We start from the raw sequence: 14,427 nt of genomic DNA, 5'->3' as shown, positions 1-14,427 counted from the left end.
GATGGGCTCTCTTGTTGTTTATGGGCTTAAGGAAAACGCTTAGAAACTGTAGCTATATTGAAGCTTCACATTACGCTCTTCGCCTGGCATACCACCGAGGAACATGGCCTTACTGTAATAGTCTTTATTGAATAGGTTGTTGATATTCAATTGTAACTTCCAGGAGTCGGTGGCATAGCTGATGGCAGAATCCACTAAGGTGTAGCTCGGCACATAACCATCAGGGATACCAAATGAGCTTGAGTGCGTGCTTCTATCATCCACATACTTGGCACCTAAACTCAGCTCAATAGGGCTTGTTAAGGCAAACCAGTCTGCACCATAGGTTACCCAAGCACTGGCTGTCACATAGGGCACACCTTTTTGACGGCTGTCGTAGTTGGCTTTGTCATTCGGGTTTTGTTTATCCCTCGCATCCTGATACATGCCGTTCAGGTTGATGCGCCAGTTATCGTTTAGGTGGGCATTGAGATCCAATTCGACCCCTTGGGTATCTTCGCTGCCATCGTAAAAGTACACCGGCACCTCGGCACCTGACACACCAGCGTTATAGTCTGGGTTGTTGTAAGGCACATTAGTGCGTGAGCTTTTAAAGAACACCAGCGAAGCAAGCATTTGATCATCAAAGGCTTTAAAGCGCATACCGAGATCGTTACTGACGGATTCTGAGTCTTCGCGGTCGGTATTTTCCCCAGTGATAGAACCTAGAATGCTATAGGCGGTGCGGCCCTTTGAGTGATTGACGAAAAACGATAAATCGTCAATGGGCATATAAGTTAAGCCCAAGTTGTAGGTCACACCATTATCTTTGCTATCTTCCTCTGGAGTGGGGCTCGCTTGACTCGCGCTGTAGCGCTCATCCACACCTAGGTGCTCATAGCTCTGTTTGATTTCGTTAAAGGCCACGCCAACACGGGTGGTAAAGCCATAACCTAGATAACCCACATGTTGCACGCCTAAGCCCCAAGCGCTGACTTTTTTGTTGTAGTTGGCGGTTTTGAGCGGATCGTAGTCGGCAAATTTACCCGTTCCCCAGTTTGGATTGCGGATATCGTAAATGTACGGTAGCGAACCACGGTAAATCACTTCACCTTGTTTGTTTTTAATGACTTGATCTGCATCGTAAATCGAGAATTGCTCGAGGCGAATGTTACGATCTTCGTAGTTAGCATTCACCAGCAATTCGTTGTCGATATTGCCGATTTGGAAGTCGTAACGCAGATCGGCAAAATACTGCCATGAGGTTTCTTCTGCATCGAGCTGGCGGTATTCCTGACGTCTGGCGGCAAAGGGATAGAGCACACCATTTTCAACCAGTGGCGCGCGGGGATCTTCGTTAATCACATCAGTCGGTACGCCGCCAATCTTGATTTTGCGCTTCCAATACACATAGTTATAAGCGCCTGTTTGACGGGCAAAACCTGTGGTGTAGTCGCGATATTGCAACTGCTGGTTGAGGAACAGATTATCGGTAAAGTAGATATTGTGGGTCAGCTTGAACCTTAATTCTTCACCTTCATTATCCTTTGCCATGGGCGAAATTAATCCCGCGTCACCGAAGGAATAAGGAGTTAAGCCATCACCACTGGCGAGCGACGCCGCCAATTGCTGACGCTGCTCGTCGGTTAGCTGGATGCCTTGACCCTTAGGATCGTTAATCAAATCTTGCCAAGTGACTTCGCCAGCGGTTTTACCGCCGACAGAATCGGCATTGTAGATACGGATTGGATGGCCGATGGAGTCAACGGCAATGGCGTCTTTGATATACGCGCCTGATAGCATCAGATCTTGGCTATCACTTAATACCCACTTGAGTGAGCCGAACACTTCATCACGGTCGGCGCCTAAATCTCGGTAGCCTTCACTGCGGGCGGTTTTGGCGACTAAACGATAAGCAAGATCATCTGTGATTCCACCCGTGCTATCGATGGCGAGCGAGTAGGTATCCCACTGGCCAACTTCAGTGGTGATTTTGTGTTTGGATTCAAATTGCGGTTTCTTTTCAATCAGGTTGATCACGCCGCCCGCGCTGCCCATGCCGTAGAGTCCAGTAGCAGGCCCTTTTAAAACCTCAACGGATTCCACATTGGTTAGGGAGCGAGTGGGGTTAAAGGTATTGCCAAGGCCGGCACCGCCATACATGCCGTCATAGGTGTAGTTTGCGCCAAGACCGCGAATAACCAAGTTATCCCCAATGCCGTAGTTATTGCCTGCTTGAGTCACCCCACTGATATTGCGAATCAAGTCCTGCAGATTATCGACTCCTTGGCTGTTAATCAGCTCCTGGTCAACGATAACAACCGCCGCAGGGGTTTCCATTAAGGACATATCTGACTTAGTCGCCAGCCCTGAGTTTTTCACCACAGAGTTTTGTCTGCCGTATACCGTTATGCGTTCGACGTTTTCATCGCGAGCGGAAGGTGTGTCATCGGCGTAGGCTGTGTGTGGTAAAGCACTGAGGCAGGCGAGTGCAATAAGTGATAAGCGAAATACAGGCTGTAATACTGGCATTGAAAGTCCCCCAATCAGAAAGGTCGCGAATGATAATGATTTTCATCTACTTTGCAACCCCTTGTTTGGCGCTTAAAAGACCATGAACCTTGGTTATCTTTACATACGAAATACGGTTAACTGCGTTGGGGATAAAGACCTTCACTATCACCTGTTGCCCTCATTTGAAGCAACACAGGGTCAGAATTCTAATTTGTTTCATTTTTTTTATAAAAAAGTGATTTATTTTTTGGGTTAACCATATCGACTCGGGTTTTTGATCGAGAAACATAACCCGTGATCCCTGTCACTCTCTCTCTATTTACTTGACTGTTTACGTAAACGTAATAGTTAAACGAGTGTTTAAATTTTTAATCTGTTTCTATTTTGTTAATTGATTGGTTTTGTTGATTTTTACCGCTTTCCTCCGGGTGGAGTTCAAAACGCGCACTGCTTTCTACTTAGGTCGAATAGGTCAAAAATGCTGTATATTTAAATTTTCGATCGGTAATTAAATTACGTATAAAATTACAATGAGCTTTGAGTGGTAAAGTTGTCTGACAAATTTCACGATAAGAAAAATCTTATTTAGCTTGAAATCTTATAGTTGTTATTTATCAATTGTTTGTGATGCATTTCTTATCTTGGTCAGACCAATTTTGAGAGGTTTTTTGGTCAAATTATTGAGCGGTTATGGCACTTTTGGATAGTTGCAAATACAAATGTTTGTCTGTAAGTTTTGGTTCTAAACGAACATTTGAATGTTTTTAGATGAATGTTTGTACATGTTACTCATGTCTTTGCTGGTAACGAGTCGTAAACGAGCAAAAGGTTAGCCTCTTGGGAGGGCGAGAAGATGACGGAACACACTTTAGGTGAACAGCAATTGAATTCGACACAGAATAAGGCCACTGAGAATGGCACTCTGGCCTTAGTGGGAAATACCATACCAGGGCAGGAGGTGATTTTTACCGAAGGCGCGCTGGCGTTGCTTGAGTCACTTTGCCGTGAATTTGCGACAGAAGTGCCCACCTTACTCGCCAAACGTAAAGATAGACAAGCGCGTATCGATAAAGGGGCTTTGCCTGACTTTTTACCCGAGACTCGCGCTATTCGTGACGGGGCATGGAAGATCCGTGGCATTCCGAATGACTTACTCGATCGCCGTGTTGAAATCACCGGTCCCGTCGAACGTAAGATGGTGATCAATGCACTCAATGCCAATGCCAAAGTGTTTATGGCGGATTTTGAAGACTCCTTAGCACCGAGCTGGCAGAAAGTGGTTGAAGGTCAGATTAACCTGCGTGATGCCGTGCGCGGTGAGATTGAATACACAGCGCCTGAAACTGGTAAACATTACAAGCTAGGCCCAAATCCTGCGGTATTAATCTGCCGTGTGCGTGGTCTGCACTTAAAAGAGAAGCACGTTGAATTTAACCAGCAGTCCATCCCCGGCGCGTTATTCGACTTTGCGATGTACTTTTACCATAACTATCGCCAATTGCTGGCGAAGGGCAGTGGTCCTTACTTCTATATTCCTAAACTCGAGAGCCATATCGAAGCGCGTTGGTGGGCAAAAGTGTTTGCTTTTGTTGAAGAAAGATTCTGCCTACAGCCTGGCACAATCAAATGTACTTGTTTGATTGAGACCTTACCCGCAGTGTTTGAAATGGACGAAATTCTCTATGAATTACGCTCAAACATTGTCGCGCTCAACTGTGGTCGCTGGGACTATATCTTCAGCTATATCAAAACATTAAAGCGTCATAGCGACCGCGTTTTACCGGATCGCCAAGCGGTGACCATGGATACGCCTTTCTTAAGCGCCTATTCAAGACTGCTGATCAAAACCTGCCATAAACGTGGCGCACTGGCGATGGGTGGCATGGCGGCCTTTATTCCAGCGAAGGATCCTGCTCAGAACGAAACCGTGTTGCAACGAGTGCGTAAGGACAAAGAGCTTGAGGCGCGTAATGGCCACGATGGGACTTGGGTCGCTCACCCGGGTCTTGCGGATACGGCGATGGGGATCTTTAACGAATACATAGGCCAAGATCATCAAAACCAATTGCATATCACCCGTGATGTGGATGCACCGATCCTCGCCGCAGAGTTATTAAAACCCTGTGATGGCGAGCGTACAGAGCAAGGGATGCGCCTGAATATTCGCATCGCACTGCAATACCTTGAGGCGTGGATCAGTGGCAACGGTTGTGTACCGATTTACGGATTAATGGAAGATGCGGCAACCGCTGAAATCTCCCGCGCCTCGATTTGGCAATGGATCCAACATGGCAAGTCACTCTCAAACGGCAAACCCGTCACTAAACAATTGTTTAAGGACATGCTAGTGGAAGAGTTAGCGAATGTGAAAAAAGAAGTGGGCGGTGACAGATTCACCCACGGCAAATTTACTCAAGCAGCGGTATTGCTTGAGGATATTACCACTTCGGATGAGTTGGTCGATTTCTTAACCTTACCCGGTTACGAGATGCTAACGGCTTAATGATTAGCGTTTTAATGCTGTAACACTGAATGCGTTTACATGGAATGCGTTATGGCGGTCAAGCCGCCAATTAAACCAATGGGCAGGGTGAGGCTGTGGGGCAGCTTCACTTGCTACAACATCACAGAGAAAGGAGTGACACTATGACTAAGGCAACACAGACTTCACGTCAGGCACAGATTGACGCGATCAAAAAAGATTGGGCTGAAAATCCACGTTGGAAAAACGTGCGTCGCCCATACACTGCAGAGGAAGTTGTGGCACTTCGTGGTTCTATCGTACCCGAAAACACCATTGCTAAACGCGGTGCCGCTAAACTGTGGGATTTAGTCAACGGTGGCGCAAAAAAAGGTTATGTGAACTCGTTAGGTGCACTGACTGGCGGCCAAGCGGTACAACAGGCGAAAGCCGGTATCGAAGCAATTTACCTGTCTGGTTGGCAAGTGGCGGCCGACGCTAACTTAGCGGGCACTATGTACCCAGACCAATCGTTATACCCAGCAAATTCAGTACCTGCTGTCGTTGCTCGTATTAACAACTCTTTCCGCCGTGCAGACCAAATTCAGTGGAGCAATGGTGTTAATCCGGAAGAAGAAAACTTTGTCGATTACTTCCTGCCGATTATTGCCGATGCGGAAGCGGGTTTTGGTGGCGTACTGAATGCGTTCGAGTTGATGAAGTCGATGATCGACGCTGGCGCCGCCGGTGTGCACTTTGAAGACCAATTGGCCTCAGTGAAAAAGTGCGGCCATATGGGCGGTAAAGTATTAGTACCGACCCAAGAAGCGGTACAAAAGTTAGTTGCAGCGCGCCTTGCAGCCGATGTGAGCGGTGTTGAAACCTTAGTTATCGCTCGTACCGATGCGAACGCAGCGGATTTATTGACCTCCGATTGCGACCCATACGATCGTGACTTCGTGACTGGCGAGCGCACCAGTGAAGGTTTCTACCGAGTGAAAGCGGGTCTGGACCAAGCGATTTCTCGCGGTCTTGCCTACGCACCTTATGCGGATTTAATTTGGTGTGAAACCGCTAAGCCTGACTTAGAAGAAGCCCGCCGCTTTGCTGAGGCAATCCATGCTCAGTACCCAGACCAATTACTGGCCTACAACTGTTCACCTTCGTTCAACTGGAAGAAAAACTTGGACGACGCGACGATCGCGCGCTTCCAACAAGAGCTGTCGGACATGGGCTACAAGTACCAGTTCATCACTTTAGCGGGTATCCATAACATGTGGTACAACATGTTTGACTTAGCTTACGACTACGCTCGTGGTGAAGGTATGAAGCATTATGTTGAGAAAGTTCAAGAAGTTGAGTTTGCAGCAGCGAAGAAAGGCTACACCTTTGTCGCGCATCAACAGGAAGTAGGTACAGGTTATTTCGACCAAGTCACCACAGTGATCCAAGGCGGTCATTCATCGGTGACTGCACTGACTGGCTCGACCGAAGAAGAGCAGTTTTAAGCGAAGTCTGTTGTATCGCGAATAGGTTCTACCCGTAAGATGTTGTACCCGTAAACCCTGTGTTTAGCTGCATTGCAGCTGTTGTCCCCCGTGCAGTTCGCCTACATGTGCTGCACGGGTTTTTAAGTCAAGCCTTGTGACTTAACTTCCTACCCAGTCAATACATTGCTTGCCTGAGCTTGGCGACTCTTTGAGTCGCTATTTTTTTATCTAATTGATTATTCTGGTGCAACTCTGACTCGAGTTGGTGCAAATTTTTAACCGTTTTACAATAGCTTAATACTATCTCATTGTTATTCAATGGCTATTTATCTTGGCCTAAATAATGCTGTGAATTGACGGTAAAACTTGGCATTCACAGTGAGGTCACCGTCATGAAATATTACAGTCGTCGTTTAGTCAAACCTGAACATTTAAATCCTGCAAATACCCTATTTGGCGGCCAGTTATTGAGTTGGATTGACGAGGAGGCGGCTATCTTTGCTGCGTGCCAGATGAAGAGCAGCAGCCATGTGACTAAGCTGATTTCTGAAATCAATTTTATGACGCCAGCGCGCCAAGGGGATGTATTGGAGTTTGGCTTGGAGCTTGTCAGCCTTGGCCACAGTTCCATTACGGTTAGTTGCCAAGTGCGTAATAAGATGACGCAAGCGCCTGTGGTTAGTATCGATAAGATGGTGTTTGTGAATGTGAATGCACAGGGGTTACCCGTGCCCCACGGTATTCGTGCTAATGCGGCCTAGGGATTGAGACCCGATAAAGCAGAGTGACGCATGGGCGTCACTCCGAATCTTCAGTCAGTTCTTCTTTGACCGATTTCACCGCATCCCGTGAGGCATGACCAATGGCTTTGGTGGTATCGCGGGTGGCGTGGCCAATCTCTTTGGTGGTGTCGCGAGTGGCATGACCAATCTCTTTCGTCACATCTTTAGTGGTGGTGCCTATGGCGCGACCCGCATCCTTTAAATCGGCGCAGGCAGTGGTGGCCAGTAGCAGTGGTAATATTATGAGCGTGGCTTTTTTCATTGTACTCATCCTGAAAACTAACGGTTGTTAAGCAAGATACCAAATACTGCTGTACCGCGCCTTAATAATCTGAAAATCCAATCATCGAACCCCAATCTTTTGAGCCCAATTTTGGGAGTAGGGATAATGCATAAGTTTGCTTGAGTGAAGCTTAAATGTCTCTTGCTCAAGATAACGAGGCGGCGGATTAACGACGCTTTAAGAATGGATTGATTAACAAGGTGAGTAAAACAAAATGCCAGAGTGTTCACTCTGGCATTGTTGCTATTTCACTTAGCGATTAATCGCTTATGTGATACGTCACTCTCAAGTAAAGCACTATGAGGCTTGATCGAGTTTCGCTAAACGCTGCTGATAGTCATCAATCAGGTGCTGCATAATTTCTTCTGGCGCCGCCTCGTCACAGCAGGTATCGAGGAAGATTTTAAAGGTGACGAGTGCGTGACCATCATTTTTAAGCCTATCACTTTGCATGGAGAAGTAGGCTTCTTCATTGTCGGCTTTACGGACTACAAACTTACTGGTTTCGAAGGATTTACTGCCTGAGAGTTCGTGCCATTTGGTGATACGGTTTAAGGCAATTTCACTGGATTGGTTTAATTCGATGTGGTTTAACCAACTCACTGGATGTTCGGGATCTTTGTAATGCGGACATCTAACTGTGTAGTTATATACATGAGTAATTGCTGTCATAGCGTACCTACCTGTTGAGGATGTTGCTGCCATCATAGGCATCGTTTTTGAATTCGGTCAATCATTAATTGCGCTGATATCGCCCGAGTTAAATCACAGTTTTTACAAGTATTTTTGTTTAAAAATGAGTCAGTTAATTCATTTCCATTCAGTGTTATTTAGCATGAGTTTTTAACGAATATCTATGTGCTATCTCTCAGTTTTGCACTCAAATTCGTTTTTGCTTAATTACTGCGCAATAAAGCAGCAAATAAGCGACAGGATCTGAATGGCGCAGTCAGCCATTAAACAGTAGCAAATTATTGGGGAGGTGTAGGGGCGGGCGCTAAAAGGGACAGAGGCCCATTCCTTAGAATGGGCCTCTGAGCTGGCTTCATCTTTTGCAGGGAAAAAGCGAACTAAAGCCAGTCTAGCGGATTTGTAACAGCATGTAACCCACCAAGATCACGTTTTTACGCTATTGGGACGATTTTTCGATCTATGGGATCCCAACTGCCTAAGATTAAGGCGCTACGGCGGTATTTTACATTATGGAGTAGTGAAAAATTGGCTGAATCAGCCCAAAAGAAAGGCCCAAACAAGCTCCCTTGTTTGGGCCGATTCTCATGTCGTTAGCTTGCGCTAGCCGAACAACATCCTGTCAATTGGCGCGCGACAGACGGCGTTAATGCGAATGCTCTATAACGCGGGTTTATAACGCGTTAGTGAAGATCTGGCAGATCTCTTCATGGGTTGCCTGTTTAGGGTTAGTGAAACCACAGGCATCCTTTAAGGCGTTTTCGGCCAGCGTTGGAATATCTTCCGCTTTAACCCCGAGTAATGTCAGGTTTTCTGGAATGTTTACCGCAACGGATAGGGCCTTAATCGCAGCGATCGCCGCCGCAGCACCTTGCTCATCCGTCATACTGGTAACATCGACACCCATCGCCTTAGCAATATCCTTTAAGCGATCTGGTACCACTTTAGCGTTGTATTCTTGCACATGGGGTAATAATAGGGCGTTACACACACCGTGGGGCAGGTCGTAGAAACCGCCTAATTGGTGCGCCATCGCATGCACATAACCTAAGCTGGCGTTGTTGAAGGCCATACCCGCCAAGAATTGCGCATAGGCCATCTGCTCACGGGCCTCAATATCTTGGCCTTGCTTTACCGCATTCACTAAGTTGCCTTGGATAAGTTCAATGGCCTTAATAGCGCAGGCATCGGTAATTGGGTTAGCAGCGATAGACACATAGGCTTCAACCGCATGGGTCAGCGCGTCCATGCCTGTTGCAGCGGTGAGGCTCGCTGGTTTTTTCAGCATCAGCTCAGGGTCATTCACAGACAGTAATGGGGTGGTGTGTTTATCGACAATTGCCATTTTAATATGGCGAGCTTCGTCAGTGATGATACAAAAACGGGTCATTTCACTGGCGGTACCAGCAGTAGTGTTAATGGCTACTAATGGTAGTTGTGGCTTAGCGGATTGGTCTAACCCTTCATAGTCTTTGATGCTGCCGCCGTTGGTGGCAACGAGGGCGATACCCTTAGCGCAATCGTGGGGTGAACCACCGCCTAATGAAATCACAAAATCACATTGATTGGCTTTTAATAGTGCAAGACCTGCTTCGACGTTACCGACGGTTGGGTTGGGTTGCACGCCATCAAACACGGTTGAAGTAATGCCGTTTTGACCGAGCTTTTCGGCCACTTCACCGACCAGACCAATCTTGACTAGAGGTTTATCCGTCACGATTAACGCGCGTTTAAAGCCTAAGGTTTTGATATCTCCGATAGCGTCATCGACGGCGCCTTTGCCTAATACGTTGACGGAAGGGATAAAAAATTTAGCAGCCATAAGTCCACCTATTTGCTTGTAAATTAAATTTGTTTCTTTCTGGTGACCAAGCTACCAATTAAGGGGTATACAAGATGTGATCTAGATCGGCTTAGGCGGTTTATTGAGGTGAAATTCCCACTAAAGTTGGAACTAGATAACTAAATAATGAACTTTTATGACAGGGATCAGACTCGATATACGCTATGTTTTTAAAAGCTTTTTTCAGCTTATGCTGGTTTAGTTAAACTCAGATTGTTACGCGATAAAATTGCCCGCCGAGGTGAGTTGTGGCTGAGTTTCTGGTAAGGTGCGGCCGTTGGGTTGATGAGGAGCACGCGAAGCACGATGGAAAAATACGAACAACTGCTGATTTCACTGCGCAGGGTGATCCGCGCTATCGACATTCATTCCCGGCAACTCAATAAACATTCAGGCCTGACAGGGCCGCAGTTGATGGTGATGCAGAAAATTGCCCAACTCGGCGCTCCCTTAGCCAAACAGGTGGCCGAAGAAATCACCCTCAGCCCTGCCACAGTGACGACAATTATTGATAGGCTCGAAGGGCGGGGATTAGTGATCCGCAAACGCAGCGAGTCGGATAAGCGCAAGGTGCATTTACATTTAAGTGAGGCGGGGCGGGCATTATTGCAAGAGTCGCCTAAACCGCTTCAAGAGCACTTTATAAAGCAATATCAAAATCTTGAAGAGTGGGAGCAGAGTCAGTTGCTGTCATCGGTGGAGCGCATTGCCGCCATGATGGATGCCGATAAAATTGATGCCGCGCCTATGTTGTTGGTGGGTAAAATTCAAGGGGACGAATAATCCCCTTTCGGCCACAAATGAAAAAAAGCACTGTGCATACAGTGCTTTGTTGTTTTGGCTAGGCGGCGGGGCAGCTCGTTTCAGTCACGCTATTGATCAAAATCTCATTCACAGGCGTGTCGCTAAAACCGTTGCTGGTTTTGGTTGGTACAATGCTTATCTGATCGACCACATCCATCCCTTCGACGACTTTACCAAACACGGCATAACCATAGTTACTCGCCGAAGCATCGAGCTGCGGATTATCTAACACATTGATAAAGAACTGTGATGTCGCTGAGTCTGGCACTGTGGTACGCGCCATCGCGATAGTGCCACGCTTGTTGCTGATGCCGACGGCGGCCTCGTTTTTAATCGGCGCGCTGGTTGGTTTGCTTTGTAACCCCGTAGTGAAACCTCCGCCTTGGATCACAAAGTTATTGATGGTTCTGTGGAATAAAGTGCCGTTATAGAATGACTTATCGACATATTGTTTAAAGTTCTTACCCGTGATGGGCATATTGGTGAGGTCGATGGCTAAGGTCAAATCCCCCTTAGTCGTGCTCATTAAATAGCAGACATCAGCACTTAGACTCGGTGGGGTTGGATCGGGAGTCGGTATGCTCGGCGTTAACTCATCATCGCCACCGCCGCAAGCGCTGAGGGCCAAGCTCAAACCGCCTGCGAAGATAAGCCCTGTGATACTTCTCATGTCAATTTCCTTATTTGCGTCGTTCGCTACTTACTCCCTGTCAGCTTGGATGATGTAAGCGGGCATGGGTAAATGTTGCGATTAAGTGTTGTTTTTGTTTTGAACGCGCATAGTGACAGAGCGATGAAGGTGAGTTCAAGATGAAAAATGCAATTGATACAAAGTGTTGCAGCTAGTTATTAATGCGGGCATTGCAGTTTGAGCGGGTGAGTTAACCGCTGCGATACTTCTTGAAATGCTGCTTTAAGATAAGACGCTGTTTTGCTTGCGCCATTTAAGCGCGTTGCACCTTTTTTAACCACTCCCTGCTTCATACTAGTGCGTTAGCGAGATGGCCCCGTCGGTAAAGGCTTGGGCGATAAAGGCACGCATTTTATTCAAGATGCTGATTTATAAGTTTTCTTTGTTGTCACTTGGCTGACACAAATCTGTCTTCATGCTGTTATTTTGCGCTGGCATGGTTACTGCCTAACTAAGGCTATGGATGAGCAGTCGCGGGGGCGACAAATATGGGGCTGGAGAAGTTGCTGTATTTGCGGGGCGTGGGAGCAGATTTTATCGACTGCTTCGGCCAGTACATCCGCATTCCCGAGGCTGACAGGCAAGGGATTTTGACCTGTATGTTGCAGGAGAAAAACACTCAGGCCTGCGAGGCGAAGGATGAGCCATTAACGAGTTTACCCAGTGGCGACGAGCTTGATGCTCAAGTGTATCAACTCGATGCCCACCATTGGACACAAGTGTTGCCGGCGTTTCATTGGTGCTATGTCGACGAACCTTGGGTCTGTCTGTATTTACCTCAATCTTACCGTGGCGATCTGCTGCTCACCTTTACCTGTGAGCATGGGGAGAGGGTGATCCTCGAGGTGCCGTTTTCGGCGCTAAAACCGATTGGGGATTATCGTATTCAGGCAGAGGAGTTGGCGCAGTTTGGCACCAGTCTCTTCACCAATGAGTGTCAGTTTTTGCAATACCGCCTCGACCTCTTAGGTCATGAGTTTCATTGCCGTGATGCGTGCGATGCTGCTGAGCAAGATAGCAATTCTGAGCTGCGCCGTTCATGGGAAAATGTCAGCGCCGCGCCAAATACATCTAACAATAAAGACAACTTAAGTGATTTATCTTGCCTGGGGCTTGGGTACCACACACTGAGCGTCAGTTTGCTTGGGCTGGCAGATGATCAGCAAGCCGTATCAACGGCAAGCTCGTCAGCAGCAAGTATATCTTCAGCAAGTAAGGCGACTGAGTTTCATGGCACTTTTATGGTGGCGCCGAGAACCGCCTATCAAGGGGTGATGAGCGCTGTGGCTCAAGGAAAGCGCCATAAACCCTGGGGCGTGAGTCTTCAGCTTTATAGTCTGCGCAGCGAAAGCCAATGGGGTATCGGCGACTTTGGCGATTTAGAGCAACTTATCGGCTTAGTGGCCGAGTATGGCGCCGATTTTATTCAACTAAATCCATTGCATGCCTTAGATATTGCCGCGCCGGAACATCCGAGTCCCTATAGTCCCTGCGATCGTCGAAGGTTGAATCCGCTGTATATTCATTTACCTAGTGTGTCTGAATTTGAGCCATTAAAGACGGAGTTTGCGGCAAAGGAATGGCAAGAAATCATCGCCCTACTCAATGCGGAGAACTGGCTCGATTATCCCAAGGTGAGTGAGCTTAAGTACCGCGCCTTTGCACGTTTATACACTGTCTTTTGCGAACACCATTTACAGCCAAACACCCCAAGGGCGCAGCGTTTTGAGGATTTTGTGGCAGAGCAGGGCGCGCCGCTTAGGGAATTTGCCCAAGCCGAATCGCTACGCAGTCCAAGGGCCATCGCACAGGATGAAGGCTTTTATTTGTACCTACAGTTTGTGGCCGAAGATCAACTGCAATTGTGCCAACTCAAAGCCAAAGAAGCGGGGATGGGCATAGGGCTTATCCGCGATTTGGCCGTGGGCGCCGCGTTGCAAGGCGTTGAGGTTCAAGCCAATTCGCAGCAGTTTTGCTTAAACGCCAGCATAGGCGCACCGCCAGATCCCTTCGCGCCACAAGGACAAAACTGGGGCCTCACTCCCCTCGATCCCGTCAAGCTAAAACAGCATCAATATCGCCATTTTATTGAGCTGACTCGCGCCAATATGACCCACTGCGGGGCACTGCGAATCGACCATGTGATGGGGCTGCTGCGGCTCTGGTGGTGGCCACTAGATAAGCGCCTCGGCCATGGCGCCTATGTGTATTACCCGGTCGAAACCCTGTTGGCGATTCTGTGCCTCGAGAGTCAACGTGCTCGCTGTGTGGTGATTGGTGAGGATTTGGGCCTAGTGCCGCCCGATATTATTCATCGCCTGTATCAGGCGGGGGTCTATTCCAACGAGTTGTTCTACTTCTGCAAAGACCATCAAGGCTTTAAGCCGCCGAGCCACTATAAATTCCAGAGTTTGATGATGCTGGCAAACCATGATGTGCCGACCTTAGTCGCCTGGTGGACGGGCAGCGATTTGCACCTGAGGCGACAACTCGACCTGCTCAATACCGACGAGCAATTAGGTGAGGCCTTAGCCGGACGTGAGCAGGAAAAACACCAGCTCGCGCAGTGCTTAATCTCCCAGGGCTTATTAGCTGAGACAGATATTCAACAGATTGATATTGAAGATTTATTAACGGCGTGGATGCCCTTTGGCGCCTCGGGTAACAGCGCACTTTATAGCGTGCAATGGTGCGATCTGCTAGGGGACCGCCATGCGGTGAATATTCCCGGCACTTGGCTCGAGTACCCCAATTGGCAGCGGCGATTGCCCATCAGCCTAAGTGAAGCCGCAGGTAGGCCTACGCTGGCTGAGCGTTTGCAACGCATTGCTGCGGCAAGACATTTGCCAGATACGGCTGCGCATACAGATACCCTTTGACTAAAAATGGA

General features: G+C 47.8%; 10 protein-coding genes. 5 read left to right on the top strand and 5 right to left on the bottom strand.

Features of this window, described 5'->3' with window-relative positions; all coding sequences use genetic code 11:
* Positions 1-39: 39 nt before the first annotated feature.
* Positions 40-2,511, bottom strand: coding sequence for a TonB-dependent siderophore receptor (locus K0H59_RS14820; protein WP_220053558.1), 2,472 nt, complete (start codon positions 2,509-2,511; stop codon positions 40-42).
* Between the two features lie 835 nt (positions 2,512-3,346).
* On the opposite strand from K0H59_RS14820, the gene aceB reads away from it, so the two are divergent.
* The 3 genes from aceB (at position 3,347) to K0H59_RS14805 (ending at position 7,205) form a co-directional block, all read left to right on the top strand.
* Positions 3,347-4,996, top strand: a complete 1,650-nt coding sequence (aceB, locus tag K0H59_RS14815) for a malate synthase A (protein WP_220053557.1) — start codon at positions 3,347-3,349, stop codon at positions 4,994-4,996.
* A 143-nt stretch (positions 4,997-5,139) separates the two neighbouring features.
* The gene (gene aceA, locus K0H59_RS14810; RefSeq protein ID WP_086904378.1) at positions 5,140-6,462 is read left to right on the top strand and encodes an isocitrate lyase; all 1,323 of its coding nucleotides are present in this window, start codon (positions 5,140-5,142) and stop codon (positions 6,460-6,462) included.
* A gap of 374 nt (positions 6,463-6,836) precedes the next feature.
* Positions 6,837-7,205 carry an acyl-CoA thioesterase gene (locus tag K0H59_RS14805; protein ID WP_011623516.1) on the top strand — a complete coding sequence of 123 codons (369 nt, stop codon included), beginning with the start codon at positions 6,837-6,839 and terminating at the stop codon, positions 7,203-7,205.
* Positions 7,206-7,242: 37 nt separating this feature from the next.
* On the opposite strand, the gene K0H59_RS14800 is transcribed toward K0H59_RS14805, so the two are convergent.
* The 3 genes from K0H59_RS14800 to yiaY form a co-directional block, all read right to left on the bottom strand.
* Positions 7,243-7,488 carry a hypothetical protein gene (locus K0H59_RS14800; protein ID WP_011717801.1) on the bottom strand — a complete coding sequence of 82 codons (246 nt, stop codon included), beginning with the start codon at positions 7,486-7,488 and terminating at the stop codon, positions 7,243-7,245.
* 318 nt (positions 7,489-7,806) lie between these two features.
* On the bottom strand, positions 7,807-8,181 hold the full coding sequence (locus K0H59_RS14795; RefSeq protein ID WP_011717800.1) for a hypothetical protein: 375 nt from the start codon (positions 8,179-8,181) through the stop codon (positions 7,807-7,809).
* 691 nt (positions 8,182-8,872) lie between these two features.
* Positions 8,873-10,021, bottom strand: a complete 1,149-nt coding sequence (gene yiaY, locus K0H59_RS14790; protein ID WP_220053556.1) for an L-threonine dehydrogenase — start codon at positions 10,019-10,021, stop codon at positions 8,873-8,875.
* A gap of 327 nt (positions 10,022-10,348) precedes the next feature.
* On the opposite strand from yiaY, the gene K0H59_RS14785 reads away from it, so the two are divergent.
* On the top strand, positions 10,349-10,825 hold the full coding sequence (locus K0H59_RS14785; RefSeq protein ID WP_041408827.1) for a MarR family winged helix-turn-helix transcriptional regulator: 477 nt from the start codon (positions 10,349-10,351) through the stop codon (positions 10,823-10,825).
* Positions 10,826-10,883: 58 nt separating this feature from the next.
* Here K0H59_RS14785 and K0H59_RS14780 read toward each other — a convergent pair whose 3' ends face one another.
* Positions 10,884-11,516, bottom strand: a complete 633-nt coding sequence (locus K0H59_RS14780; RefSeq protein WP_220053555.1) for a peptidylprolyl isomerase — start codon at positions 11,514-11,516, stop codon at positions 10,884-10,886.
* A gap of 509 nt (positions 11,517-12,025) precedes the next feature.
* Between K0H59_RS14780 and malQ the strand changes: the two genes are divergently transcribed.
* The gene (gene malQ / locus K0H59_RS14775; protein WP_220053554.1) at positions 12,026-14,416 is read left to right on the top strand and encodes a 4-alpha-glucanotransferase; all 2,391 of its coding nucleotides are present in this window, start codon (positions 12,026-12,028) and stop codon (positions 14,414-14,416) included.
* Positions 14,417-14,427: the final 11 nt, after the last annotated feature.

This window comes from Shewanella sp. FJAT-51649, from assembly GCF_019457435.1.
Taxonomy (GTDB): Bacteria; Pseudomonadota; Gammaproteobacteria; order Enterobacterales; family Shewanellaceae; genus Shewanella; species Shewanella mangrovisoli.
Note: the sequence above shows the minus strand (reverse complement) of the source record. Positions and strands in the feature narration are given on the sequence as shown.

What these genes read in the sequence shown, in the direction of transcription:
- K0H59_RS14795 (WP_011717800.1), bottom strand. Translation starts at nt 8,181, where the DNA reads ATGACAGCAATTACTCATGTATATAACTACACAGTTAGATGTCCGCAT.
- K0H59_RS14800 (WP_011717801.1), bottom strand. Translation starts at nt 7,488, where the DNA reads ATGAAAAAAGCCACGCTCATAATATTACCACTGCTACTGGCCACCACT.
- aceA (WP_086904378.1), top strand. Translation starts at nt 5,140, where the DNA reads ATGACTAAGGCAACACAGACTTCACGTCAGGCACAGATTGACGCGATC.
- malQ (WP_220053554.1), top strand. Translation starts at nt 12,026, where the DNA reads ATGGGGCTGGAGAAGTTGCTGTATTTGCGGGGCGTGGGAGCAGATTTT.
- K0H59_RS14820 (WP_220053558.1), bottom strand. Translation starts at nt 2,511, where the DNA reads ATGCCAGTATTACAGCCTGTATTTCGCTTATCACTTATTGCACTCGCC.
- yiaY (WP_220053556.1), bottom strand. Translation starts at nt 10,021, where the DNA reads ATGGCTGCTAAATTTTTTATCCCTTCCGTCAACGTATTAGGCAAAGGC.
- aceB (WP_220053557.1), top strand. Translation starts at nt 3,347, where the DNA reads ATGACGGAACACACTTTAGGTGAACAGCAATTGAATTCGACACAGAAT.
- K0H59_RS14785 (WP_041408827.1), top strand. Translation starts at nt 10,349, where the DNA reads ATGGAAAAATACGAACAACTGCTGATTTCACTGCGCAGGGTGATCCGC.
- K0H59_RS14780 (WP_220053555.1), bottom strand. Translation starts at nt 11,516, where the DNA reads ATGAGAAGTATCACAGGGCTTATCTTCGCAGGCGGTTTGAGCTTGGCC.
- K0H59_RS14805 (WP_011623516.1), top strand. Translation starts at nt 6,837, where the DNA reads ATGAAATATTACAGTCGTCGTTTAGTCAAACCTGAACATTTAAATCCT.